This window comes from Xanthomonas hortorum (genome assembly GCF_011305375.1).
Lineage (GTDB): Bacteria > Pseudomonadota > Gammaproteobacteria > Xanthomonadales > Xanthomonadaceae > Xanthomonas > Xanthomonas hortorum_E.
In genome coordinates, this window is the sequence record NZ_VCME01000006.1 from 200,188 (window position 1) to 225,739 (window position 25,552).

Sequence of the window (25,552 nt, forward strand, 5' to 3'; positions counted from 1 at the left end):
GTCGAGCGAGAAAACGGAAGATTCGTGGCGAGGCGCCTACGATCAGAACTTCGGCGGTTCCTTCTGCGGCGTGTACGGGGTGCTGCCATCGCCGTAGAACCGCTTGCGCGTAGCCTCGGCGACTCGATTGCACAGCACATCGCCAAGCCTGGCGCGATCGGTCTTGCACTGCTGGCGCAGCTCCTTCAACCGTGCCGGGTCGGCGGCCAGTTCTTCGACGGTCGGCACGCTGGCCTGCTTCGGTGCCTCGGATGGGCCGCAGGCCGACAGCATCGCGGCCAACAAGAGCGGGATGGTCTTCTTCATGGCGTGGGTTCCTCCGGTGGATCTGGATCAATGCTCGGTGCAGGCCGGATGGTTTCGGGGAATTCGATGGCCTGCACGCGCTCGATGAACCGGGCCAGCGCATCCGAAGGCTCTCCCTCCGGCTGCAGCAGGTAGGTCGTGAGCATTGGCGAACGGCCGGTCAGCGGTCGCGCGATAACGCCCTGTTCCCGGCTAGCCGCGATGTGTGCAGCGCCTGTCAGGGCCAAGGCGAAACCTGCGGATACCAGCGCCATCATCAAGTCGCAGGATGCCACTCATTCGGCAATCAGCGGCTCCGTGTCTGCCCGGCGCAGCACTCGTTCAATTTGCCGTGCATGGCCTTCGCACACGCGTACATCGCATAGCACAAGGGGATAACGCAACAGCTCTTCCAAGGGGATGCGCTTGTAAGCCAGCAGCGGATGCCGTGCCGGAACAGCCACCATCAGCGGGTCGCTCCAGACGGGAAAAGCCACAATGCCGTCGCCCACTTCGTCGGACTGTGCAAACCCTACGTCGTACAGGTCCTCACGCAGACCCTTAATCTGTTGCGATAACGGCAGCTCGAACAGTCGAATTTCGACCTCGGGTTCTTCCTGCCGACAAAGTGCCAGCAATGCTGGCAGGCGCGATGGCGTGATTCCATCAGACAAGGCAATTCGCAGCTGAGTGTGAAAGCCATTGGCCGCAGCTTTCACGCTGTCGCGCGCTTGTTGTATCGCAGTGAACACGCGTGGCACATGTTCAAGGAGCAGCTTGCCAGCTCGGGTTAGCCGGGTGCTTCGTGTCGTGCGAGCAAACAGCGTCACACCCAAGTCTTCTTCTAGCTCCTTGATCGCGCGGGACAGCGGCGACTGCTCAATATGCAGTCGCTCGGCTGCTCGGGCGAAGTGAAGTTCTTCTGCGACAGCCATGAAACAGCGTAGGTGGCGTAATTCCATTCACCAGTTTCCTTGGCATCGAAGCCAGCAAGGCGCCAGTAAATTTAATTGATCAAGATTGACGGGGCAGGATGGAGGCCTTGTACCGGCGACCCCAGAGAACGAATGCACAGAGGGCGAGTAGCACAAAGTTGGTGGGTGTCAATGACGCCTCTCCGCGATAGATGTGGAAGACGGCGGCGAAAATCTGCAGCACGGCACAGCAAAGCGCCGCAAGTACAGTTAGTCCGGGTTTAATGCGGGTCAACGACGGAAGGAGAATGCCGAGACCGCCAGCGATGTCGATGATCCCAATGGTGCGCACAAAGGCTTCGGGATACTGCCCGGGCCAAGGCATCATGCTCGCGAGTTGCGACATGGGAGTGAACAGCTTCACTGCGCCTACCGCGACGAAAAATGCAAAGACAAGGACCTGCGTGATCCAGAGCGCTATCACAAGGGCTTTGCTCGGATTGGTGGGGCTAGTAGTCGGTGTTGACATGGCGGCTTCCTCCTCAATGTAGTTACTGGTTCGGAGGGCTGCTGCCTGCGCCTGGCGGCGCTCCGAGTCTTGGTCGTCATCCTTAAATTGGAGCCTCAGCTTGCTGCGGTGTCGCGTGGGAGGAGCAGACCACGGCGAAGGATGTCCATTGCACGTTCCGCCCGGAGCTTTCGTGTCTTGGCTGGACCTCGAAGGGATGCGCCGAGCATCTCCATGAACACATCGAGATCTAACCTGTCGACTTGCTGGCGAATCACGCCGGACTCTTGCGCGGCGTGCAGTAGCGGCATCATCAGATCGATCGTGCGATGCCGAAGCTGGGCAACCAGCTCCAACTCGTTGGAGCGCGTGCACAGCGCTTCAGTCAACCCGGCACTCTCTACAAGGCTTTTAAGCAAGATGTCGAGCAGGACCAGGAAGCCTTCGGGTTCATCAGCAAGTCGCTCGGCTGTCTCACGTAACTCGACGATGTTCTGCTCGAAAATGGCGTATCCGAGGGCGTCCCGATCAGGGAAGTTGCGGTAGAGCGTCATACGACTGACGCCGGCCTCGGCGGCAACGAGTTCAAGAGGCGCATCAAAACCTTCACGCGCAAAAACTACAGCGGCCGCATGAAGCAGCGTCGCCCTGTTTTGACGCCCGTCTGCTCTCATATCTTTCTTGCTCAACAGGTTCTCCGAAGTTGAGAATTTCGAATAGGGGATCGCATGGCTAGTGATGAATCAAAGCCATCAGCGTTCTAAAGCTGCCTGGCCGCGTGATTGGCGGCGATATAGGCAAAGGTGGTGGCTGGTCCCAAAGTCGAACCAGGGCCTGGATACGTCCGCCCCATCACCGATGCAGTCGTATTGCCACTGGCGTAGAGACCGTCGATGACTTCTCCGCTGTCCCTGAGGACACGCGCGTGCTCATCGGTCAGCAGGCCTCCTTTGGTACCGAGATCACCGGGATAGACCTTGCAAGCGAGATAGGGTCCCTTGTCGATCGGACCTAGCGTCGGGTTCGGCTTCACCGACGAATCGCTGAAATAGTGGTCATAGACCGTTCGGCCCCGGCCGAAATCCTCGTCGACACCGCTCTTGCTGAAGGCGTTATGCCGCTCGACGGTGCGCTTCAGACCTGCGGCATCAATTCCGCACTTGCGGGCCAGTTCATCAAGGGTGTCAGCCATCTCGAAGAATCCCGAGGTGAACATCGCCTTTGGCGTCAATCCGGGCGGCATCGTGCCGAACACATAGCGACGGCGGAAGCGACCATCCATGATCAGCCAGCTGGGAATGGCGCCTGCGATCTTGTTGCGCGCCAGCATGGCGTGGCCGGCGTCGATATACGACTCGGCCTCGTTGAAATAGCGCTCACCCTTGTCGTCGACGATGATCGAACCAGGCAGCGTTCGTTCCCAAAGACAAAAGCCCGGCACGTCGTCGGGATACATGAAACTCGGACCCCACCATGCGTCGTCCATGAGCGCGGTTGCGGCGCCTGCGGCCGCTCCGATCTGGATAGCGTCACCTTGGTCGTCTGGGCTGGCCGAACTCCATTCGCCCGTGACGCCCTGGTGTTTCAGACGGAATTCCGCGTTGCGCGCGAAACCTCCTGCGCATAACAGCACGCCCTTGGTCGCATTGATCGTCCTCAGGCCTTGGTGGTCTTCCACGACCACGCCTACGACCTTGGACCCTTCGAACACCAGCTCCTTGAGGCTGGTGCTCAAGCTGACGGGCAGGCGCCTCTCCTGAACCATGAACATGAGCTGCGCCACCAGCGACTGCCCCTGGGAACTGGGTACCCTCCCTGTGAGCCGGAAGGCCAAGGTGCGCACGAAGACACGCAGCGTTGTGAAGAAGGAGCGTGCCGACCGGATGACGGTAGGAAGCCGCGGGATGCTGTCGATGTCCATGGCCAAGGACGGCTGGGCGGTCTTGCGGAGGGTCTTGAGCCAAGGGCCAAGCCGCTTTCCATTGAAGGTGCGTCCCTCCAGCAAACGCCCGATGCGTCCGCCAGGGCGGTCGGGATAGTAATCGGGGTATCGGGGCGCGCGCGTCCACCGGAAGCCGAGTTCTTCCATCAGCTTGGCCATGGCTGGCCCATTCTCCAAATAGGCCAACTTGCGTTCGCGCGAGCTCGCCGGACCTACGTCGGCGATCACATCGTCCATGTAGGTTAGCGCTGCCTCCAGCGAATCGTTTTCGCCATCGGCCTGCATCAGGTGGTTGTTGGGAATCCAGAGCCCACCGCCCGACAACGCTGAGGAACCACCCCATACGTCGGCCTTTTCGATGACGAGGGGTTTGAGGCCATTCTTGTGAGCCGTCAGGGCCGCAACCAAGCCGGCAGCCCCCGTCCCGACAATGATGAAGTCGAACGTTTCCGCCTGGGCCTTGGTCATCAAATCCTCCTGCGGCGCGTTTCATGCCCTTTATCAGGGTGCTTGTCGCTAAGCGTACATCAATGTACGCTTAGCGACAAGCAAATGCCCACTGGCTGGCAGCAGCCACTTGATCCTTAGCAATGGACGATGACCAAAATGACCGAACTTCAGACCAACCTCCGATTCGCGGGCCGCACGGCCATCGTCACGGGAGCCGGATCGGGCATCGGTCGCGCAGTCGCCGTTCGCCTGGCACGAGAGGGTGCGAACATCGTCGCGGCTGACCTCTTCAAGGACCGGCTTGACGCGCTTGCCGACGAACTGGGTCCGGATCGGACCGCGATCGTCGTCGGCGATATCTCCAAGGAAGAGACAGTGCAGGCGGTGATCACGGCCGCCAACGGACGGGTGGATGCCTTAGCCAACATCGCCGGCGTCATGGATGGATTCCTGCCCGTAGGTGAGGTCGATGACGCGACCTGGGAGAAGGTTTTCGCAATCAATGTGACGGCGGTGATGCGGCTGACACGAGCGGCGTTGCCGTTGATGCTGGCTGCAGGTAAGGGAGCCATCGTGAACGTGGCTTCCGAGGCTGGCCTGCGTGGGTCCGCGGCCGGAGTCGCTTACACGGCCTCAAAACACGCCCTGATCGGCCTGACCCGCAACACGGCTTTCATGTATGGGCCCAGCGGCCTACGCGTCAACGCCATCGCCCCGGGAGCTGTTCAAACCGGAATCGACGGGCAAATGAAGTCGAGTCTGGCCGCTGACAGGGTTGGCGCGCTGTTGAAGGTCATCGTACCGAGCGCGGCCACGCCTGAGCAGATCGCAGCGGGCATCAGCTGGCTACTAAGCGACGATTCCGCCAACGTGACGGGTATTGTTATGCCTTCCGACGGAGGATGGTCGGCGGCTTGAGCGCCTGTGGGCAGTGCGGATAACACCTACTGGAGCTTGGCCTTCCGGCAGTACGCCAAGGATCCTTCCGACTAAAGACCAGTAACGCTCACATTTGACGTTGGCTGGCGCCGCCGTGCCAGAACGACATCCACGCTCCAAGGCCCCGGCCCAGCCACAAAAAGGCGGAGAAAGACGAAGCAATAGAGGTTGCGGCATCTCCCCCCATTGTTGGTGGGGAAGAAATCGTCGCCTGCTTATTCGGAAAGCCGGGAACCTGACTTGATGATTCGGAGGGTAGACATTGCTTGTAGTCGAAAGCTGCTCACGCGCTCTTTGAAGCTTCCGCGACACGTGACCAGAAGACGCCGACCTGCGCCCCGTCGAGGAACTCACGTAGCCTGCAAATCTTCCCATCGCGAACCTGCGCGACCATGCAAACCCTGGCCTCGCCGCCGCTGGAGCCATCGGTAAAGACCGGCTTGAAGGTGTGGATCTGGACGAAGCCATCGGGCGTCGGGATGCGCTCGATATCGTGATAGCCATGCTCGCTTTCGATACCGAAGATCACGCGCAACATCGCGATGTTCTGGTCCTTGGTTTGCGTGTCGTTTGAGGCGTTGCTCTGGACAACCAGGTCATCGGTGTACAGCTGTGCGACGGCATCCGCGTCCAAGGATGTGATCGCTGCACTGAACTGCTCGGCGACGGCCAAGACGTTGATGGGCATAGAACTGTCTCCTGATGTTGGATCTGCGAGCAGCCCCGTGAGGGGCGCCCTACGATGCTTAAAGGTGGACCGCTGCGTCGAGCAGGATGACTTTGCTTTCCAGGTAGGAACTCAGCCCCTGCGTCCCGCCTTCGCGGCCGATGCCTGACTGTTTGAAGCCGCCAAACGGCAGCGCAAAGTCGTTGCGAAGACCGTTCTGTCCCACATTGCCGGTGCGGACCTGTCGTGCGATTTTGTAGGCAGCTTGGGCGTCGTGCGTCAGGACCGAGCCGTCGAGTCCATAGATGGAGTCATTTGCGATCCGAATCGCGTCGTCCACATCCTTGCTCGGGATCAAGCTAAGTACGGGCCCAAAGATCTCCTCCTGCGCGATGGTCATGCTGCTATCGACGCCAGCAAAGAGAGTTGGCTCAATGAAGTACCCGCTTTTCAGGTGAGAGGGACGTTTGCCTCCGGTGACCAGCGTGGCGCCTTCGGCTTGGCCCTTTTCAACATAGGACAACACACGATCGAGCTGTCGGCTCATGGCGATGGGCCCCATCTGGCTGTCGGGGTCCCACGAGTAGCCCACCTGCACCTTCGCCATTTCTGCGGCGATCGCCTCGGCAAGAGCATCATGCCGTTCACGAGACACGATGACCCGGGTGAGCATTGAACAGACCTGGCCCGTGAGGATGGTGATGGTGCCGGCCAAGACCTTGGCCGCCGCTTCGATGTCGTAATCGTCGAGCACGATGGCTGCCGACTTGCCACCAAGCTCCATCGTGGCCCGGGCCAGACGTGATCCCGCGATGGACGCGATATGACGACCGACGACCGTCGAGCCCGTGAAGGAGATCTTGTCGACCGCTGGCTGGCGCACGAGGTAGTCCGAAGCCTCACGACCGGCCGGGAGCAGATTCAACACACCCGCAGGCAGACCCGCCTCTTCGGCGGCCTCGGCGATGATGTAAGCCTCCAGGGGCGTTTCAGAGGCGGGCTTCATGATGATCGTGCATCCAGCCAAAAGCGCCGAGGCGACCTTTGCCGACATCAGCATGAACGGAGCGTTCCACGGCGCGATTGCGGCAACGACGCCCAGCGGTTCGTGGACAACATAGGCGGCGGCAGCCAATGGCGATTCCACGCGCCGTTCGAAGGCGAATTCGCGCCCGAGCTGTGCGGCGCGCTCATAGTGCGCAATCCCCTGACCGGTCAAGAATTCACCGGCGCCTACTGTCGCTCCGACCTGCTGAGTCACCGCAGAGGCAAGCTCGGGGACTCGCCGGCGCAGCACTTCAGTCATGCGCTCAAGCAACTTCACCCGCTCGGCCGCCGACGTCCGGGGCCAGGGACCGTGATCGAACGCTTCGCGCGCGGCAGCGACAGCGCGGTCCACGTCCTCTTCGGTCGCTTCGGCGACTTCCATGAACGACTGTTCGGTATTGGGCGAAATGATCTGTAGTCGCCCACCTTTCGCCGCAGGGACCCATTGGCCACCGATGTAAAGCTTGTCCGGATTTTTAATCCTGATTTTTGCGAGTGTGTTGGGGGCGTTCATGACAGCTATGTCCCTTGGTGAAGGTGAGTACGAGGGGCCGACCAGCAATGCTTTCCCAGACAATGAAAATGCCTGCTGCTCAGCCCGCTTGTCCGAATCGATCGCCTTGCGCACGGTACTCGGCAAAACCGACGTTCAACTCTTCGGCAGTGTTCATGACGAAGGGGCCGCGGGATGCGACGGGCTCATTCAGAGGCTGTCCGGCGAACAACAGCGCTCGGGCGCCAGCTTCGCCGGCCGTGACGGTGACCTGACTCGGCTCCTCACTTCGCGTGAGCCACGCAAGTTCTCCGGGCCCTACGTCTTCACCGGAAGAGCCGATGCGCACACGACCGTCAATCACTACGATGAAGCCGTTGTATCCGGCGGGCAGGTCCTGTTGAACCGTCGCTGCGGCGTCGAGTCGCATTTCCAGTGCAGTGAAAGGTACGTAGTTCTCGGTTGCTGCAACGACCTCGCCTGAGCGCCCTGAAAACACGCGAACCTCAACACCTGGCTCGCGACGAACAGGTAACTCGGATGCGTGCAACTCCTGCAGACTGGCTAAGGTCAACTTGTCCTTGCTAGGCAGGTTGATCCACAGCTGCAACAGATGCAGCGTCTTTCCATCGGCGGGCCGCTCGTCATGGACGATACCCCGGCTGGCGGTCATGAGCAGAGCATCGCCGGCGGAGATCCGACCCTTCTGACCGTGGTTGTCGTAGTGCTCGATCTCGCCTTCAAGAAGGAAGGTCAAGGTTTGCATGCCGCGATGCGGATGTGGTTCGAAAACGCCAGGTCCGGCCCAGTCTTCCATCAGAAGCAAAAACGGATCTGTAGCAACCCAATCCCCGGGCGGCATAAGTCGCCGGACAAGGTGTTTGTCCGTATATCCAGTTTCCACACCTGGCCGATTGATTTTGGCGATCTGCCGCTCAGGCAAGGGGGATGTCATTTTCTTCTCCTGCTAATGGCAACCGGAGGGCAGTTGCCCTGCTTCGGCTAGCTCGAAAGGTGTTCACGGTTCGCAGATAGCACCTCTGCAAATCGGGCGATGCGCGCTCCTTGGTAGCGCGCTGCGGCCAGGACCGTCTCGGGAAGAGGCTCACCCTTGGGGTCGGTGAAACTCACACCATAGGGATTGCCACCTGCGGCAGAGATCGAGGGATCGGTGTAGCCCACCGGCACGATTACCGCGCCCCAGTGGTAAAAGACGTTCTGGAGGGCCAGCAGCGTGGACTCCTGGCCACCGTGCACATTGCCGGCACCGGTGAAAGCCCCGGCTGCCTTGTCTTGTAGCTTGCCGGTAAACCATTTCCCACCACACGTATCGATGAACTGCTTCATCTGGGCGGCCGGCAAGCCGAACCGCGTGGGGGATCCGACCAGGAAACCATCAGCCCATTCCAAATCGTCGGGTGTCGCCAACGGTACGTCGGCGGTGGCCTCAACGTTGGCCCGCCAGGCTGGATTGCTGTCGATGGCGCTGTCGGGGGCGAGTTCAGCAACCTTGCAGAGCCGAACTTCCGCGCCAGCCGCAGTGGCGCCAGCGGCGGCGGCCTGCGCGATCCGATACGTCGATCCGGTGCTGCTGTAATAGATGACCGCAATCTTTGCCATGGGACGCTCTCCGCATTCACCAACCCATGCGGCTGGTGTACGGAAGTATCGTAATCTGCGCACAATGATGCCGGTAGATAGGTAAAATCCAACGCGTCGTTTCCGCAAGGAGACAATTGTCCGGGGATTGCCTCGATGAATGATCTAAACGACTTCGCGTACTTCCATGCGGTCGTCACGCATCAGGGGTTCTCGGCGGCCGCGCGCCACATCGGAGTTCCCAAAGGCACCTTGAGCAAGCGCATCGCGCGTTTGGAAGACCGACTTCAAGTGCGACTGCTGGAACGGTCCACCCGTCGATTGCGGACAACGGATGTCGGACGTGCGGTGTTCGAGCAATGCGAACTCATGATGGCCAGTTACGAAGCGGCCGAAGGCGTCGTCTTGGATGCTCGGGCAGAGCCCAACGGGCTGATCCGGATAAGCTGCCCCCAGGGCTTGGTGCAGAATCTGATTGGCGGCATGCTGCGCCGCTTCATGGTGGCGTACCCGAAAGTGCGGATTCAGCTGAAGGAGTTGAATCGCCCCGCGGATTTGGTGGAGGACGGCGTGGATGTCGCGCTACGTGCCCGCACCGTGGTGGAAGCCGATGCGTCCTCCGTAGTCCGCAAGTTTGGGTTGTCTCGCCGCGTCCTCACGATCGGTCGGTCGATGAATGAGGCACTGGATGGACAGCTTGCCCTTGAGCACCTTGCGATGCTCCCGACCCTCGCAATGGCCGAGGAAGAGAATCTCTGGTCATTGTGCGGTCCCGACGATGAAATGCATCAGGTCCCGATCAAACCGCGCCTGCTGTGCAGCGACTTCGAAGAGCTGCGCCGCGCTGCGAGAGAGGGCCTTGGGATTGCCCTCCTGCCCGAGCACATCTGTCGAGACGACCTCGCGGCCGGCGACCTCGTTCGCGTGCTTCCGCAGTGGCATACGATGGACGGCACCATCTACGCGGTGTTCTCAAGCCGTCGGGGCCTGACCCCAGCAATTCGTGCCCTGATCGACTTCCTCGTTGATGAGTTCAAAGGCCAGGTCACGAATCTGGAGTTATAGGCGCCACGCCATCACGGCTGCGCCCGTCGGTCGCCTCACCACTCCAGGCCGATCTTGCCCAAGGCATTCGAGGTTTGCAGTTGGCGGAAAGCTTCCGCCAACGCAGCAAAAGTCGACATCGAGCGGATTGCTGGACGGAAGGCGCTCACGCTCAGGGCGCTCACGAGGTTCAACTGATCTTGTCGGCTGCCGACACTGACGCCTTGCAGTCGTATCTGCTTGCCGGTTAGCGCGGCTGTAGGGATGTCGCCCGAGAGACCCGTCATCACCCCAATGAGGGCGATGTGGCCGCCAGGTCGGGTCGCCTCGATGGACTGCACGAGCGTCCCAGGTCCGCCGACTTCCACGACATGGTCAATGCCAAGACCGCCGGTCAGCGCGCGGGCCTTCGCTCCCCAGGTCGCTTCGCGTCGGTAGTTGATGGTCTCGTCTGCACCCAAGGCCTTGGCTTGTTCGAGCTTCTCGTCGGACGCGGACGTGATGATGATCCGCGCACCCGCCATTTTGGCGATCTGCAGGGCAAACAGGGACACCGCGCCCGTACCAATCAGCAGTACGGTATCGTTCTCCCGCAGACGACCATTCGTCATCAATGCGCGCCATGCAGTTACGCCGGCTGTCGTCAGCGAGGCCGCCTCGACATGGCTGTAGCCTGCTGGTGCGGGGGTAAAGGATAGTGCGGAGCGAACAACAATCTCTTGAGCAAAGCCATCCACCCCATCGCCAGGCGTCTGAGCAAATCCGGCCATGGCTGGAGGACCGTCTTGCCATGCAGGAAAGAAGGTGGAAATGACACGATCACCAACAGCGAAGTCGATCACTCCGGCGCCCACCGCCTCGACGACGCCGGCGCCATCGGCCATCAGCACGCGCCCATCGGCCGTGGGGATCATGCCGGCTGCGACCATGTAGTCATGGGGATTGACGGTGCTCGCCTTGATGGCGACTCGGATTTCGCCCGCGCTCGGTTCACCGGGGTCAGGACGGTCGACATACTCGATGCGCTCGAGCCCGCCAGGACTTCGCAAAATAGCTGCTTTCATAGGTGGCTTCCGGTGGTGGATCACTGTCGCTGCGACTCGGCTGCCGCGGACGGGCTCCCGGACCCGGAAATGCCACGCTCGAGAATGAAGTCGGCGGCACGTTCCCCGATCATGATCGTGGGTGCATTGGTGTTGCCTGTGGTGATGTAAGGCATGATCGAGGCGTCCGCGACACGCAGTCCTTCGAGTCCGTGAAGCCGAAGTTCTGGATCGACCACTGCCATCGAGTCCATCCCCATCTTCGCGGTACCCACCTGATGGTGGCCCGAGACGACGGTCGATCTCACGTAATCCCGCATCTGCGCGCGCGTGACGACTTCGTCGCCTGGGCGGGCCTCGCGCTTGATCCACTTTCTCATCTGCGGTTGCCTGCCGACCTCGCGGATCATTTCCATGTTGTCGACGAGAACTTCCAAATCGTAGGGTTCGGAGAGCACGCGCGGATCAATGAGCGGCGCATCGGTCGGATTGATCGAACGCAGGCGGACCTCGCCCCGGCTCAGAGAGTGGAGGATCTGGCTGACGACACTGAACCCCTGTTCGGGAAGCTCGCCGTCAATGAAGGCGTAGACGAACGACATCAGGATCGGCTGGACGTCCGGCGCGGCGAGTCCAGGCCGCGTCTTGGCGAAGAACTGTGCCTCAAGGCCTTGTTCGGTCGGCACCGGCGGAGCGCCCGGTGTCTCATAGATGATCGGGCTGGAGAAATGGTCCTGCAGGTTCTGTCCGACACCCGGTAAATGCGCGTGGACCTTGATGTCATAGCTGCGAAGGACATTGCCATCACCAATGCCCGACAGCATCAGGATCTGCGGCGTCCCGAAGACGCCCGCCGACAACACGACCTCTTGGTCCGCATGGATGCGGTGCTCCGCGCCCCCGTGCAGGTACTTCACCCCGACCACGCGGCCTGCCTCGATGATGAGCTTGCTGACCGTCGCGTCCGTGCGCGTGAAGAGGTTCGGATGATCCTCGACTGGGCGCATGTATTGCACCCAAGTTGTCGCGCGACGGTGGTTGCGAATGGTGTGCTGTGTGTAGCTGACGCCAAGAATGTCGCCAGCGTTGTAGTCGTCGTTGTAGGGATGGCCGGCGGACTGCGCGGCAGCGACCCAGTCTTGGATGAGCAAGTTCGGCGTCTTGTTGCGCTGGACATTCATTAGCCCTTCAACGCCGCGTCCACCGTCTGGGCCGCCCTCGTAGTGTTCGAGTTTGCGGAAGTACGGTTCAACCGTCACCCAGTCCCAGCCGGCGGCGCCTCCTTGGGACCAGCGATCGTAGTCCTGACGTACGCCGCGCACGTAGACCATGCCGTTGAATGCGCTGCTGCCTCCGAGGGTCTTGCCTCGGGGCTGCAGGAACGTCTTGCCGTGGGCATGGGCCTGTGGGACGGTCTCGAAGCCCCAGTTATAGGGGCTGTCCCAAAGACCGATCGAGCCCAGTGGATCGTGGATCGCTTCGCTGGCGTCGACGGGGCCGGCCTCCAACACTGCGACGCGACGCCCCGCGTCGAGCAGTCGCCGGGCGATCACGGCCCCTGCAGAACCGGCACCGATGATGACGACATCCACCGAATTCGGAAATGGTTCGGAATTGAGAGACATGGGCACGCTCCTTTCTGGCTGCGAGGCGCTGTGACTCCACGTGCGAAATGCGCTTGAGGCATCGGGCGTACCGACACCGAGCCAAACCTCGAACCTTAGGATAGGGTGGGATCTTCGAGTGACTAGCCGGGCTGCGTGCAACGCGACGTTTCCCTGTGGAAACCTTCGGGCCGGCCTTACTCGCGTACTGGTCTGGCAAGGGCCGCGCTGATGCTATCGGCCAGGGAGGTAGTGGGGCGGCCGATCAGGCGCCGAAGCTCGCCGCTGCCGCCCTCGAACAGACCGCGCTTGATGGCCACATGACTCTCGGCAAAGGCTTCTGCCGGTTCGCGGGGAAGCCCTGCGTTGACATAAATCTCGGTCAGCACCTCCAGCGGGACATCGTTGTAGATGACCTGTTTTCCGGTCTGCCTGGACAGCTCCGCCGCATATTCACTGAAGCTCCAGGCGCTGTCGCCGCTGAGTTCGTAAGCCTTGTTGTCGTGGCCGGTGCTGGTAAGGACGACAGCCGCCGCCGCAGCAAGGTCCGCGCGCGAGGCGGACCCGATCCGGCCTTCGCCGGCAGCGCCGACCAGGCCGTGCTTCAACTGGACGGGAATCTGGTCGGTGTAGTTCTCGGTGTACCAGCCATTGCGCAGCAACGTATAGGTGAGGCCGGAGGCAAGAAGGGCTTGCTCGGTAGGCTTGTGCTGTTCCTCCGCCAGTTTGAATCCACCCGCCAGGAACCCGCCCAGAACGCTGGTGTAGACGAGCCGGGCAACGCCCGCCGCCTTGGCTGCCTCGATGACGTTGCTGTGCTGGGCGGTACGTTTGCCGAACTCCGTGCCGGAGATGAGCAGCACGGTATCGCCCGCCGAGAACACGCCCTGCAGGGAGGCAGGATCATCGTAGCTGGCGATTTTTACTTCGACGCCCTTGGCGGCAAGGGTGGCCGCTTTGTCCGCGTTGCGGGCGACCGCCACTATTTGCTCAGCTGGAACCCGCTCCGACAACGCGTCGATGACAAGACGGCCCAGCTGGCCGGTGGCTGCGGTGACGACTATGCTCATTTGCACAACTCTCCAGGATCTTCTGCCTCTGCCACAACGGCCGAGATCAGGTGTTCAAACGCCAGCACAAGCGGAAGGCCGAGCCTCGGCAATCCGGGTGTTGCCTCAGCGGACCTCGGTCATGCCGCCATCGAGGTTCAATACGCCGCCGGTGAGATAGGCCGAATCGTCGCTGGCCAGGAATACGATCGCCCGGCCGATGTCCGCGATCGGATCTCCGACCCTGCCAAGCGGTGCATGCTTTGCAATGGCATCTAGCGCACCCGGCTTGTCCGCAAAGTCCTCCTGGAGAGAGGGCGAGAGCACGAAGGGCATGACGGTATTGACCCTGATGTTCTGGGGTCCCCATTCCATCGCTGCGGCCCGGCTGAGCGTCTGGATGGCCGCCTTCACACTTGCATAGGGTCCGAAGCCGGCCGGCGCATGCTGAATCCCGGAGCCGAAATTGATGATGCTGCCGCCACCGGCCTTGACCATGTGCGGATACGCGGCGCGCATCAGGGCGAGGGTGGCGACGTAGCCCGACTCCCAGAATTCCTTCAAAAGCTCGGGCGTCACGTCGAGCAGCTTGCCCCCGCGCATGCCCGGCGACTGTGCAGCGTTGACGACAATGTCGAGGCGCCCGAAACGTGATTGCGCTGCATCGACCACGCCCTGAATGTCGTCTGCGTGCGTAACGTCGCCTGCGAACACCAAGCTCTGTCCGCCGAAGGCGTCGATCTCAGTGGCGACCGCGTCGAGCTTGGTCTTCGTGCGCCCCATGAGGACAAGGGCTCCACCCTCGCGCGCCATGGCTATGGCGGCGCCGTAGCCCGCGCCTTGGCCTGCACCGGTAACTACAGCGACGCGGCCCACGAGTCGCCCTGACAATTCAGTCATTAGTTCTCTTCCTCGAGTTTGATTTAGAAGCTCCACGCGCCTGTCCACGCGCGGATAGATGTACGCCTGATGCACGACACGATTCCGGCTTTGCGGGTCACGCCTGCCTAATGGGGGAGGATGGCTGACCACGAACGCCTTAAACGTACATCAATGTACGGATAGTACCGCATACGCGGGCAAGAGGGGCGGGCAACCGTCAAACGCGGCAACGCGCTGCCGACGAACCATGCCAGTTGGGTTGGTCGGCCGACATCCCCCGCTGGCTGGCCGCTCACGGCTGATCGGACGGTTCGCGAGGTTCTGGCCGAGTGGTCATAGGTGGCCTCTGCCGGGGCCTGCCTTCATGGATCTCTTGGTCCGATGCGACAGAGGTACCAAAGGGGCGCGGACGACGATGACGGGAGATCCATGCAGCCAGCTTTACAGCTTCGGCACTCGGGAGAGATTTCGGCTGTACCGAGCCAGATCAAACGCCCTTGGTGAAGAGTGACCGCCGGTTAATGGTCTTTCCGGAGAGCGTGAAGATGCCGTTACCTGTGTAATGCAGCGTCTCAGGATGCTTCGGCGACGGCGCTACGTGGGCCTTCACGACTTCGAAGATAAAGAAGTTGTACCGATCAATGAGCGCATCGTCATGGAGCCTGCATTCGAAGTTCGCGTGGCATTCGCGAATCAGCGGCGGCCCTACATGCTCGGCGGGCTCGGCCGTAAGCCCGAACTCGCCGAACTTGTCGATCTTTGTGCCGGTGGTGTTGCCTATGCCTACCACCACATCGGTCAGGGTGGTCGTGGGCAGGTTGATGACGCATTCCTTGCTTTTGCGGACCAGTTCGAAGCTGTGATTCATTGACGAGATCACGCAGCCCACCAACGATGGGGAGAATTCCATAATGGTGTGCCAGCCCATCGTCATGATGTCGGTCTGGTCCTTCCATCGCGACGAGACCAAGACGATTGGCCCCGGTTCGAGGTAGCGCCTCACCTGTTCAACAGGAAAATCCGCCTTAGCTCTTGTCTTGGTCATTTGCCGGTACTTCCGTCCGACGGCCAATTGCCGTCCGTGGATATGGAAAGCTCTCGCACCTGCTCGGCTCCTTCGCGAAGTTCCTGAGCCTTTTTGATAACGAGCCCATAGGCATCGGAACCAGCAGCGAACCGTAGCGGGGGCGAGGCCATGGCCGAAATCTTGACGATGGCTGCGCCGAGCTTTGCCGGGTCACCGACCTGCTTGTGGTTCATCTCATCGTGCCAGGCTCGGAACTTCGCCGAGGCCTCGGCGTACTCGGCGATATTGCGATCACCGTACGAGACCGACGAGGCATCGAGAAAATCGGTCCGGAAGAATCCCGGCTCGACGATGGTTGATGCGATTCCCAACGGCTTCAGCTCCGCAGCCAATCCTTCCATCCACCCTTCAACGGCGAACTTCGAGGCGCTGTAAACAGAGCTGCCGGAAACGGAAACCAAGCCCGCGACCGAGGAGACGGTGAACACGTGTCCAGAACGCTGCTGCCGCATCACCGGCAGAACGGCACGGGTCACATTCATAGCGCCGAAGAGGTTGGTTTCGAACTGCCGGCGGATGAGAGCGTCAGAGGTGTTCTCAAACCAGCCCAGCTGGCCGTAGCCTGCGTTGTTCACCAACACGTCGATGCGGCCGAAGCGCTCCTTGGCGGCGGCTACGGCAGCCTCCGCCTGGTCGGGCCGAGTGACATCCAAAGGCACGATCAGCAGACGATCCCCTTGGTCGCCCAGAGCGGCCCGCGCCTGCGCTGGTTGGCGCGTGGTGGCCACCACGCGATGCCCGGCATTCAGCGCGGCCCGTGCTATGGCCAGGCCATTGCCGCGATTTGAACCCGTGACGAACCAGACTTTCGAGGATGGTGGCGCCACGGCCTTCTCCTGAGCCGCAACGGCTTGCGACGTAAGGGCGAATGCCAGAAGCAGCAACAGCGCTTTCAAGCGAGCCATGATGTGCGTCGTGGATGAAGATGAAATTCCCATTGATAGGCTCCTCTAGATGTGCGGTGCGCGCGAAATGACGACGGCCTAACGCAGAAAGCGTTCAGCCTGGGCGAGCAGCGTTATGGCTGCGCCACCACGGGCGACCAGCGCCTGAAAGGCCTCGGGGTCGCCTGCAGCGCCGGTGTTGAAGGCCGACAAGGTAGGCCACCAGAGTTGACGCACGCCCAGGTACGGCGGCGTATCGCCATGAATGCTCCGCACCGGCCGGTTGCGCACATGGCGCAACGCCCCGATCCTGCGGCCCAGCTCCGCATCGTCCTCTCCGGCCCAGTCCGGATTGCCGTCCGAGCGGACGAACTGCAGAAGTTTGATGGACACGGGCAGATCGAGGTACAGCCATAGACCCTCTGGGTAGGCAGGTGGATTTTGGCCACCGCCTCTCGACACCAGCACTTCTTCTTCCGTGTTGAGCCACTCAAGCCGAGGGCCGTCAACGAAGTTCGGTTCATCGGGCTGGATATGCGCTTTGTAGTAGGGGTCGTTGCCGAACTGCGCAGCGTCTTCGACGGTATCGAATGTCGACTCGGCGATGCCTTCGAACTTCGATTGATCGGCACTGAGCAAGTCGCAATGGACATGATGACTTTGCACGTAGCTGCGAAGGGAGGGGATATTTCGGCCCATGGTGCCGTGAGGATGACGCCAGTGATCGTGGAATTCTTGAGACGACACGCCCGCCGCGCGGGGGATCAGTGCAAAAAACTGGATCATCTAAATCTCCTTCCGAGTACTCGCGCAATCCCGCTTGGGCGAGAAGGGCAGTTCATTGAATTTCCTGCCTGGCTCAGCATCTTCTTCCGGCAGGAGTGTGGATTTGCGAAGCTCACATCTTGGAGTCGAGCAATGCGATTCGCTTGATGTCGTCAACAGACTGAGCACCGGCCAGTTGCATCACCATGCCTAACTCCTTGTTGAGGTGTTCCAGCACCGACTGCACGCCCTTCCAGCCACCAAGCGCCAAACCATAGAAGACGGGGCGGCCCAGCGCGATGCAGTCGGCGCCGCAAGCAATCGCCTTGAAGACGTCCTGACCGCGCCGGATTCCGCTGTCCAGGATGATGGGGACCTTCCGATCCACCGCCTTGGCAATGGCCGGCAGCACCGTGAAGGTTGCGGGGCTTCCGTCGAGCTGGCGGCCACCGTGATTGCTGATCTGAATCGCGGACGCCCCCGCGCTGATGGCCATCAGGGCATCGTCGGGACTTGAAACGCCTTTGACGATGACCGGAAGACCAGACTCCTTGATGACGAACTCAATGGACTTCGGGTCGATCTTGAGGGCGAAGCTTGCGTTCAAGGAGTGGATGCCACCACCGGCACTGCCGCTCACCAGGTTTCCGAACTGCAGAGGGAAGGCGAACTTGTTTCGGGCGTCGGCCTCGCGATTGCCCGTGGCCGTCGCGTCGACGGTCATGATGATGGCCCGGTAACCAGCAGCTTTGGCGCGATGCAGCAGGTCCTTGTTGACGCCTTCATCCTGCTGCAGATAGAGCTGAAACCACTTCGGTCCTTTGGAAGCCGCTGCTACCTGCTCCATCGAGAGCGTGGATACCGTACTGAGCGCCATGATCGTATGGGCGGCTTCGGCGCCCAAGGCAGTTCCTGCTTCAGCGGTGACATGCGCGAGCCCGTGTGCACCCATCGGGGTGACGATGACCGGAGAGGCGATGGACGTCCCAAGGATCTCGGTGTGCAGATCGACGGGGCCCCTACCTGTCAGCACGCGCGGAACGATCTGCTTGCGCTCGAACGCTGTCCGGTTCTCGCGCAAGGTCCATTCGTCGCCCGCGCCCCCGGCAATGTAGCCAAAGCCGCCCTTCGGGATGACCTTGGCCGCCATCTGCTCGATATCGATCAGGTTGATCAGGCCCAGCGCCTTCACCTCGGTGCCGGCTTGATATCCACCTGTATAAGCGACGTTTGGTGTCTGGGCGGCAACAGTTTTGGTGATGGATATTCCGGAGACCGCAGCCAGGGTGGAGCCCGCAGTCACGGCCTTCAGGAAGTTGCGACGTTCTTCGAGTTGCATATCAAATTCCTCCTTCAGGAACAGCGTTGCGCTGCGATTTCGCGGGTGGCTGCCAAAGCTTCCACGGCTAGATTTGCTCGGTCGGCCCAATCCAGATCTTGCCAACCGCCGCTCGGCGAGGCCGAGTGACCATGTACGCGATTGCATCGGCGATATCACCTGGGCCGAGCGTCTCGATATCGTTGAAGTAGGGACTCAGAATTTTGTCGCGTATCTCGGGCCGATTGTGGGATGCCAGCTCCGTTGCGACCGAACCAGGTTCGATGACACCAACACGCACGTGCCGCTTGGTGACTTCCTGGCGGAGCGATTCGGAGAATGCATTCACAGCGACTTTGGTGGCCGCGTACACGCCGTTGATGGGGTTGTACTGGAATGCCGCCACCGAACTCACGTTGATCAGATCGGCGACCTGGCGCGGGCTGCGCTCGGCGGCACCGAGTAAGTGAGGGAGCGCCGCGTTGGTCACATAGAGCAGGCCGTTGATATTAATCTGCAACATCCGGTCCCACTCCTCGGGGTCGGCACCCGTTGTCGATCCGATCAGCATCAGTCCCGCGCTATTGACGAGGATGTCCAGGCTACCGAACTCGCGTACGGCTCGCTCGACGGCTGCAGTAGCTTGCGCGCGATCGGTGATGTCTGCCTCAATCGCCAGCCCTCTTCCGCCTGACGCCTCGATGTCACTGACGAGAGTATCGAGGCGGTCCTTTCGGCGAGCCACCAGCGCTACCGCCGCGCCGAGATTGGCGAGTTTGCGTGCGGTGGCTTCTCCGATGCCGCTGCTGGCACCGGTGACTAACGCCACGACGCCTTCAAGTGTCTTTGTCATTGCTATTGACCTTCAATTGAACGTCTTGCGGTCGGCGGAAGCGCCGCCGACCCATGTTTTTCTCGTTTGCAAGGTGCGTGTTCAGGCTGCCGCAGTTTCCCGCGTGCCGTCTGTCGACGCAGAGAGATTCTTGAGTCGGTCGGCTTCGGCGCGGATGGATTCGGCCTTCGTGAGCACGACGCCGGATGCGTCTGAGCCGGCAGCAAAGCGTACTGGCGGTTGTTTCATCTCATTGAGCTGGATCAGCACGGAACCGAGCTTGGCGGGGTCACCGACCTGCTGATGGTTCATGTTGTGATGCCACTCCGTGAACTGTCTCACTTGATCGGCATAGTCGGCGATGTCATGCGCGCCATAGGCAACGGAGGACGCATCAAGGAAGTCGGTCTTGAAGAAGCCAGGCTCGATGATCGTGGCGGCAATGCCCAAGGGCCTGACTTCCTCTGCGAGGCCTTCCATCCAGCCTTCAACGGCAAACTTGGATGCGCTGTACGTCGACGAGCCCGCAACCGCATAGATTCCAGCCACCGATGAGACGGTAAAGACATGACCCGATCGGCGCTCGCGCATCAGCGGCAGGACGGCGCGCGTGACGTGCATGGCGCCGAACACGTTGGTTTCAAACTGATTGCGAATCTGCTCATCGGACGTGTTCTCGAACCAGCCCAATTGGCCGTAGCCGGCATTGTTGACGAGTACGTCAATGCCGCCGAACGTCTGCTTCGCTAGCGCGACCGCCGCCTCGGCTTCTTCAGGCTTCGTGACATCGAGTCGTACAGCCAGCAAGCGATCGCCATACCCGGAAAGCGCCGCGGTGATCTGCTCAGGTTTGCGGGCAGCGGCAACCACGCGATGGCCGGCATCGAGCACCGCGCGAGTGATACCAAGGCCGAGCCCCCGGTTGGCGCCGGTGATGAACCATGTCTTTGTCATTTCAATTCTCCGTTGTTGTGAGTAATCATTCGCCGATACAAAGCGCCGATATCACGCCGCTCCAGCAGTAGGATTGCGAATGCGCCAATGCCGTACAGCAGGGCGCTGATGGGCACAGCGCCGTCTAGCCGCATCACGTGCGTGACGCTGGCTCCGATCATGGTAAGGAGCAGCAAGGCCGCGCCTGCAATTGCGAAGCGGCGGGGCAGAAGCAGGAGCGCACCGGACAACTCCACGAGACCGGTGGCGTATCGCAACCACTGTCCCAGCCCGATCTTGTCGAACGCTCCCACCATCGCAGGAGCCCCGATAAGCTTCAGACCAGCGTAGTAAAGGAAGGCCGCGGCAAGGCTTATCCGCAGTATCAAACTTACCGTTCGTTCGACTCGCGGCAGCGAGCCGGCCATGAACTGTGTCTTGGTCATTTTTCTCGTCCTTGTCGCTGGTGGCCAAGGTCGCCCTGTTGGTTGCTTGTATGCCCCATCAAAGTTTTCGCCACATTAACCGGCGTTTCGGACCCGAAGGCTCTTGATCTTTCTGTCGTCTCCGATCTCGAAGACGTTATGTCCTTGCAGGGCTACAAGACCGCCTTGCTTCAATCTTCCCGCTACCGCCCAGTCAGCTTCGACGTGCCGACCATCATCCGAGGTGATGTTGTAGAAGTGGCGGTTCACGCTGGTGACGTTGGTGTAGAAGTCGGACAGATAGCGTTCTATCGCCGTCTTTCCCGAAAGCGCCTCGCCTTGGGCGGGGGCGAGGATGCCGTCGTCCGCAAAAAGGTCGGCAAGCTCCTGGACTCGCGCGGGACCTTCCACTGCGGCATCGACAAGACTGAAATAACGTTCCACCGTTTTACTCATGGCTTTGCTCCATCTATTCGGTTGACCTTGGCGCTCGTCTTGCACTTGCGCGGACGCCGACGCCATCAAGAAGACGGCCGCGGACGCTGCGCCCATGCCAGCCCATCCCAGCACTCGTCTTCGAGATACCGTCACGGCGTTCGACGCATTGCCACCGGCGTGGCGCGCGCGCTCGGCATCGTCCATGGGCATCGGTTTCAAACGAGTCTCTCCAACGTGATCGGCAGGTCCCGCACGCGCTTGCCGGTGGCGTGGAAGACCGCGTTTCCGATCGCGGCCGCAACGCCGACGATGCCGAGCTCGCCGACGGCCTTGCCGCCGAGCGCACTGGCTTGGTGATCGGGGATGCCGACATCGATCGTCTGGATCTCGGGCACATCGGCGTTCACGGCGACGACATACTCGGCGAGATTGGCGTTGGTGACCCGGCCGTCGCGCGGGTCGATCTGCCCCTCTTCGAGCAGGGCCTGGCCGATCCCCATCACCATCCCGCCAATCCACTGGCTGCGGGCGAGCTTTGGGTTATAGACGCGGCCGCTGTCGAAAGCTCCAACCATCCGCTTCACGCGAACGATCCCAAAATCTTCGTCCACGCGAACCTCGACGAAATGGGCGCTCCAGCTATGGGCCGAGACGCCGCCATCGGTTGGCAGCAGCATTTGCGTGAACGTACGATCCGCCTTGTTGCGATCGTCTTCCGTGGCGCCCGGCCGGAACGTGTCGCGGTGCGCTTCAATACGATCGCGGCCTGTCGCACGGAATAGTTCAGCAATTTCGACCCCGCCACTCCGACGTCGCGAAGGACGGACGCGCCCGTCCTCGATCGTCAGGTCTTTGCTGCTAGCGCCACCCAGCGGAGAACGAGGATCGTTCGCGGCAAGCGCCAGCAACTGTTCACGGGCGGCAAGCGCAGTCTTGTGAACCGCGCCAGTCAGAAGGTTCGCCAACTGTGATCCGCCAGCCAGCGGCGCGCGTGGGAGCGCGGTGTCGCCGAGCAGCACCTTCACCCGTTCGACCGGCACGCCGATCGCCTCGGCCGCTGTCTGAGCGAGGATGGTGTACGTCCCGGTGCCGATGTCCGTGCCGCTGCTGTGTACCTCAACTGAACCGTTCGCGAGAATGATGACCTTGGCCTCACCCGGCGTGCGGCGGACCGGATAGGTGCCGGCCGCCATGCCCCAGCCGATCAGCTCGCGTCCCTCCCGCATCGAGCGCGGCTCGTGGCTCCTGCGCGACCAGTCGAAGGCCTTGGCGCCGGCTGCATAGGCCTCGCGCAGTTGCCGCGTCGTCCAGGGACTCTTGGCCTGATGGTCATGGTCGGCCCAGTTGCGTAGGCGCAGCTCAAGCGGATCCATCCTGAGCTTATGGGCGAGCTCGTCCATCGCCGTCTCAAGGGCGAACGCACTGGGGTTTTCTCCCGGCGCTCGCATCCAGCTCGGATTCACGGTATTGACCGGTACCAGGCTGTGTCGCGACCAGAAATTCGGGGTGGCGTACATGATTGCGGTGACGACGTTCGTCGGCTCTTGATGCAGATCGTCGATCGCCGTTTCGTTTGAACCTTCATGGACGATCGAGACAAGCTTTCCATCCTGGGTTGCGCCCAGCGCGAGCTTCTGGCGCGTGCGGGGACGCCCGCCGAGCCCCGTGAACGTCTGCGGACGGGTGAGCGACACCTTGACCGGCCGACCCAGCGCCCGGGCCGCTGCGCAAGCCAGGGCCACATGCGGATGGGGCGCAACCTTCGAGCCGAAGCCGCCGCCGACATAGGGCGAGATCACCCGCACCTTTTCGATATCGACGCCCATGTATTCGCTGATGACCTGCCGGGCGCCACCGACCCATTGACTGGGCTCCCACACGGTCAGTGCCTCTCCCTCCCACGTCGCGATGCAGGCGTGCGGCTCCATGGGAACGTTGTATTCGCGCGGTGTGGTGTAAACGGCTTCGACGGTGACGGGCGCCGACGCAAGGGCAGCCTTGGCATCTCCCCACTCCGCATTGAATTCTTCGGCGACCTGGGGCCTTGCGGCTTCGTCCTCGGGATGGAGGATGGCGGCGGCCGGCGCGTAGCTCACCGCGACCATGGCGGCGGCTTCCGTCGCCTGTTCGAAGGTTTCGGCAATGACGATGGCGATGTGCTGACCATTCCAGCGCACGAGATCGTCCTGCAGCGGTGCGAAGTTCTCCGTCGCAGCCCCGCCTGCGGTATTGCGCGTCGGCGCGTGGATCTTCAGCCCGCTTTGGTGGGTGTAAACCGCAAGCACGCCCGGCGCCGCTCGGGCTGCAGTCGACTGGATCGCCGTAATTCGCCCTGCCGGGATGGTTGAGCCGACAATGACCCCGTATACAAGGCCATTCAGCCTTTGCTCGATGGCATAGCGAGCACCGCCGGTAATCTTCAGATGACCATCGGTTCGAGAGAGTTGCGTCCCCAGAGCGCCATTCTTGGCGGCACGCGCTTTGGCACTCGGCTGTGCAGAACTGGCGGGCAGTACGCCTGCCGTTGCGGCAAAGCCTGCTGCCGCTGCCATCGTTTTGATCAGGGTCCGACGTTCCAACTCGATGTCGAGAAGGCTCTTCATGCGAGTCCCCCCGCCATCATTAAGGCACGTGCCACAACCTTGGGTGCAAGGACAATCTTGTAGGCGTTATGTCCGTGAGACCGCGATCCCTCCACAGCAAGCGAAGAAGCCTCGCGGATGATCGACTCCTGTAAAGGCTGGCCCGCGAGGGCTTGCTCAACCTTTCGGGCGCGCCACGGCTTCGTCGCAACCCCGCCAAGCGCCACCCGCGCCTCTCGTATTGTTTTTCCGTCGGCCTCAAGCTCAAGCCCGACGGCCGCGCTTGCCGCAGCGAACTCGTAGGAGGCGCGGTCACGTGCCTTGAGGTAGTGCGAACGCTTCAGAGCAGGAGAGACAGGTATCTCGATGCCAACGATGATCTCTCCAGGTGCAAGATCGTTTTCGATGTCTGGACTGTCGCCAGGCAAGCGGAAAAATTCATCAGCGGAGACGACACGCTTGCGAGATCCCTGGATATGAACTTGGGCATCGAACGCGACGAGGCTAACCCCAAGGTCGCCGGGATAGATGGCGATGCACTCGTCACTCGTGCCGAGAATGGCATGGTTACGATTCACGCCCTGCAAAGCAGCACAACCAGACCCGCGCAGTCGCTTGTTGCAGTTGGGATAGGCGGCAGGGTCGCGAAAATAGCTACAACGAGTCCGCTGCATGAGATTGCCGCCGATAGCGGCCATGTTGCGCAGCTGCGCGGAAGCCGCACGCCATAGCGCCTCGGACACTGCAGGAGCAACGGTCTTGACCCTAGGGTCGTCGGCGACATGACTCATTTTGGCGAGTCCGCCAATCAGAATCGAATGTTGACTAACCTCGATCCCGCTCAGTCCCGTCAAGCGCGTGATGTCTACGATTCGGGTGGGCCGTTCCACGCCGCACTTCATCAGATCGAGCAACGTGGTGCCGCCGGCGAGGAAGCGTGTATCTTGCCGCCCGCCCTCACGGATCGCCGTGCTCAAGTCAGAAGCACGTACATAATCGAATGCTCTCATCACACGTGCTCCCTTTGGAGACGCGTAGCAGCGTGCCGAATGGCTTCCACGATGTGGGGATAAGCGCCGCAGCGACAGATATTGCCGCTCATGTACTCGCGAATCTCGTCATCGGACGTGGCGTGCCCCTCCTTTATGCATGCGACGGCCGACATGATTTGTCCCGACGTGCAATAGCCACATTGGAAGGCATCAAACTCTAGAAATGCTGTCTGAACAGCGTGCAAAGCGCCATCTGCGTCGGCGAGCCCCTCAATTGTGGTGATGGGCAGGCCGTCGACTTGGGCAGCCAGCGTCAGACAGCTCAACACACGCTCGTCTCGAACATGGACGGTGCATGCGCCGCACTGTCCCTGATCGCATCCCTTCTTTGTGCCTGTCAGCAACAGATGTTCACGTAGCGCATCAAGGAGTGTGACGCGCGCATCGACTTCCAATGAGTGGTCGCCGCCGTTGACGTTCAATACAACAGCTGTCTTTGCCATAACACTCTCCGATACGTTCAGGCTTGTTCATAAAAATGCAATCGGTCAGGCGTTGCACACGATTGCGCCTCAGACGCTTCGGGGCCGCGTTACGAGCAGTCGGCGGCGGAGCATGGTGCGGCGAAGAACGCCCTTTAATCGCCGGGCGCGTCATGCCTGATGATTTGCCTTTGTGAGTGATAGTCAGGATGCGCCCAGCCGCCAAAACGCGGTAGCCCGATCCGTCAAATTTCTTGCCTAATTCGACGACCAAGCATCAAAATCCAGAAGAAAATTGGTAGCCGATGCTATGCTGAGCCCGACAAGCAGTGGCTGAGATCTGCTTAC

25 protein-coding genes and 1 pseudogene are annotated in these 25,552 nt (G+C 61.2%); 2 read left to right on the top strand and 24 right to left on the bottom strand.

All coding sequences use genetic code 11. The annotated features are described in order from the left end of the window. Positions 1-42: 42 nt before the first annotated feature. From FFY45_RS07095 to FFY45_RS07115, 5 genes and pseudogenes are all read right to left on the bottom strand, one after another. Positions 43-306, bottom strand: a complete 264-nt coding sequence (locus tag FFY45_RS07095; RefSeq protein ID WP_176339891.1) for an EexN family lipoprotein — start codon at positions 304-306, stop codon at positions 43-45. After that, a pseudogene (locus tag FFY45_RS07100) lies at positions 303-1,247 on the bottom strand (LysR family transcriptional regulator). Before FFY45_RS07100 ends, FFY45_RS07095 begins: the two are co-directional and overlap by 4 nt. A gap of 52 nt (positions 1,248-1,299) precedes the next feature. Next, a complete protein-coding gene (locus tag FFY45_RS07105) occupies positions 1,300-1,728 on the bottom strand; it encodes a DoxX family protein (protein WP_176339892.1) in 429 nt (142 codons plus the stop codon). Positions 1,729-1,823: 95 nt separating this feature from the next. Further along, the gene (locus FFY45_RS07110; RefSeq protein WP_176339893.1) at positions 1,824-2,396 is read right to left on the bottom strand and encodes a TetR/AcrR family transcriptional regulator; all 573 of its coding nucleotides are present in this window, start codon (positions 2,394-2,396) and stop codon (positions 1,824-1,826) included. 71 nt (positions 2,397-2,467) lie between these two features. Beyond that, positions 2,468-4,117, bottom strand: a complete 1,650-nt coding sequence (locus FFY45_RS07115) for an FAD-dependent oxidoreductase (RefSeq protein ID WP_176339894.1) — start codon at positions 4,115-4,117, stop codon at positions 2,468-2,470. 129 nt (positions 4,118-4,246) lie between these two features. Here FFY45_RS07115 and FFY45_RS07120 point away from each other — a divergent pair, with 129 nt between their 5' ends. Continuing rightward, positions 4,247-5,017, top strand: coding sequence for an SDR family NAD(P)-dependent oxidoreductase (locus tag FFY45_RS07120; RefSeq protein ID WP_217902483.1), 771 nt, complete (start codon positions 4,247-4,249; stop codon positions 5,015-5,017). 304 nt (positions 5,018-5,321) lie between these two features. Here the strand turns inward: FFY45_RS07120 and FFY45_RS07125 are convergent, their stop codons facing one another. The 4 genes from FFY45_RS07125 to wrbA all read right to left on the bottom strand — a co-directional run bounded on the left by FFY45_RS07125 (position 5,322) and on the right by wrbA (position 8,865). Further along, positions 5,322-5,726 (bottom strand): nuclear transport factor 2 family protein, encoded by a 405-nt coding sequence (locus FFY45_RS07125; RefSeq protein WP_176339895.1) that lies wholly within the window; start codon positions 5,724-5,726, stop codon positions 5,322-5,324. 58 nt (positions 5,727-5,784) lie between these two features. Then, positions 5,785-7,266 carry an aldehyde dehydrogenase gene (locus FFY45_RS07130; RefSeq protein ID WP_176339896.1) on the bottom strand — a complete coding sequence of 494 codons (1,482 nt, stop codon included), beginning with the start codon at positions 7,264-7,266 and terminating at the stop codon, positions 5,785-5,787. Between the two features lie 79 nt (positions 7,267-7,345). Continuing rightward, the gene (locus FFY45_RS07135; protein WP_176339897.1) at positions 7,346-8,200 is read right to left on the bottom strand and encodes a pirin family protein; all 855 of its coding nucleotides are present in this window, start codon (positions 8,198-8,200) and stop codon (positions 7,346-7,348) included. 47 nt (positions 8,201-8,247) lie between these two features. Beyond that, the gene (gene wrbA, locus FFY45_RS07140) at positions 8,248-8,865 is read right to left on the bottom strand and encodes an NAD(P)H:quinone oxidoreductase (protein WP_176339898.1); all 618 of its coding nucleotides are present in this window, start codon (positions 8,863-8,865) and stop codon (positions 8,248-8,250) included. A 135-nt stretch (positions 8,866-9,000) separates the two neighbouring features. Between wrbA and FFY45_RS07145 the strand changes: the two genes are divergently transcribed. Next, positions 9,001-9,909, top strand: a complete 909-nt coding sequence (locus FFY45_RS07145) for a LysR substrate-binding domain-containing protein (protein WP_176339899.1) — start codon at positions 9,001-9,003, stop codon at positions 9,907-9,909. Positions 9,910-9,944: 35 nt separating this feature from the next. Here FFY45_RS07145 and FFY45_RS07150 read toward each other — a convergent pair whose 3' ends face one another. From FFY45_RS07150 to FFY45_RS07220, 15 genes are all read right to left on the bottom strand, one after another. Beyond that, complete coding sequence (locus FFY45_RS07150; protein ID WP_176339900.1) at positions 9,945-10,952, bottom strand: zinc-dependent alcohol dehydrogenase family protein; 1,008 nt, start codon at positions 10,950-10,952, stop codon at positions 9,945-9,947. Positions 10,953-10,972: 20 nt separating this feature from the next. After that, a complete protein-coding gene (locus tag FFY45_RS07155; RefSeq protein ID WP_176339901.1) occupies positions 10,973-12,556 on the bottom strand; it encodes a GMC family oxidoreductase in 1,584 nt (527 codons plus the stop codon). A 176-nt stretch (positions 12,557-12,732) separates the two neighbouring features. Beyond that, the gene (locus FFY45_RS07160; RefSeq protein ID WP_176339902.1) at positions 12,733-13,605 is read right to left on the bottom strand and encodes an SDR family oxidoreductase; all 873 of its coding nucleotides are present in this window, start codon (positions 13,603-13,605) and stop codon (positions 12,733-12,735) included. A gap of 105 nt (positions 13,606-13,710) precedes the next feature. Next, positions 13,711-14,484: an SDR family NAD(P)-dependent oxidoreductase gene (locus tag FFY45_RS07165; protein ID WP_176339903.1), complete on the bottom strand. Its 774-nt coding sequence runs from the start codon at positions 14,482-14,484 to the stop codon at positions 13,711-13,713. A gap of 469 nt (positions 14,485-14,953) precedes the next feature. Beyond that, the gene (locus tag FFY45_RS07170) at positions 14,954-15,511 is read right to left on the bottom strand and encodes a flavin reductase family protein (RefSeq protein ID WP_176339904.1); all 558 of its coding nucleotides are present in this window, start codon (positions 15,509-15,511) and stop codon (positions 14,954-14,956) included. Then, positions 15,508-16,491, bottom strand: coding sequence for an oxidoreductase (locus tag FFY45_RS07175; RefSeq protein WP_217902484.1), 984 nt, complete (start codon positions 16,489-16,491; stop codon positions 15,508-15,510). The genes FFY45_RS07170 and FFY45_RS07175 overlap by 4 nt, the downstream gene beginning before the upstream one ends. Before the next feature lie 45 nt (positions 16,492-16,536). Next, positions 16,537-17,223 carry an EthD domain-containing protein gene (locus FFY45_RS07180; protein WP_176339905.1) on the bottom strand — a complete coding sequence of 229 codons (687 nt, stop codon included), beginning with the start codon at positions 17,221-17,223 and terminating at the stop codon, positions 16,537-16,539. 112 nt (positions 17,224-17,335) lie between these two features. After that, complete coding sequence (locus tag FFY45_RS07185) at positions 17,336-18,541, bottom strand: alpha-hydroxy-acid oxidizing protein (protein WP_176339906.1); 1,206 nt, start codon at positions 18,539-18,541, stop codon at positions 17,336-17,338. A gap of 67 nt (positions 18,542-18,608) precedes the next feature. After that, on the bottom strand, positions 18,609-19,373 hold the full coding sequence (locus FFY45_RS07190; protein ID WP_176339907.1) for an SDR family NAD(P)-dependent oxidoreductase: 765 nt from the start codon (positions 19,371-19,373) through the stop codon (positions 18,609-18,611). 81 nt (positions 19,374-19,454) lie between these two features. Continuing rightward, entirely contained in the window at positions 19,455-20,306 is an 852-nt protein-coding gene (locus FFY45_RS07195) for an SDR family NAD(P)-dependent oxidoreductase (protein ID WP_176339908.1), read from the bottom strand. Next, entirely contained in the window at positions 20,303-20,731 is a 429-nt protein-coding gene (locus FFY45_RS07200; RefSeq protein WP_255171879.1) for a DoxX family protein, read from the bottom strand. Before FFY45_RS07200 ends, FFY45_RS07195 begins: the two co-directional genes overlap by 4 nt. Before the next feature lie 75 nt (positions 20,732-20,806). Next, the gene (locus FFY45_RS07205) at positions 20,807-21,352 is read right to left on the bottom strand and encodes a nuclear transport factor 2 family protein (RefSeq protein WP_217902485.1); all 546 of its coding nucleotides are present in this window, start codon (positions 21,350-21,352) and stop codon (positions 20,807-20,809) included. Positions 21,353-21,363: 11 nt separating this feature from the next. Beyond that, positions 21,364-23,751, bottom strand: a complete 2,388-nt coding sequence (locus FFY45_RS07210) for a xanthine dehydrogenase family protein molybdopterin-binding subunit (protein ID WP_176339910.1) — start codon at positions 23,749-23,751, stop codon at positions 21,364-21,366. Beyond that, positions 23,748-24,740 carry an FAD binding domain-containing protein gene (locus tag FFY45_RS07215; protein WP_176339911.1) on the bottom strand — a complete coding sequence of 331 codons (993 nt, stop codon included), beginning with the start codon at positions 24,738-24,740 and terminating at the stop codon, positions 23,748-23,750. Before FFY45_RS07215 ends, FFY45_RS07210 begins: the two co-directional genes overlap by 4 nt. Then, the gene (locus FFY45_RS07220) at positions 24,740-25,225 is read right to left on the bottom strand and encodes a (2Fe-2S)-binding protein (protein WP_176339912.1); all 486 of its coding nucleotides are present in this window, start codon (positions 25,223-25,225) and stop codon (positions 24,740-24,742) included. Before FFY45_RS07220 ends, FFY45_RS07215 begins: the two co-directional genes overlap by 1 nt. Positions 25,226-25,552: the final 327 nt, after the last annotated feature.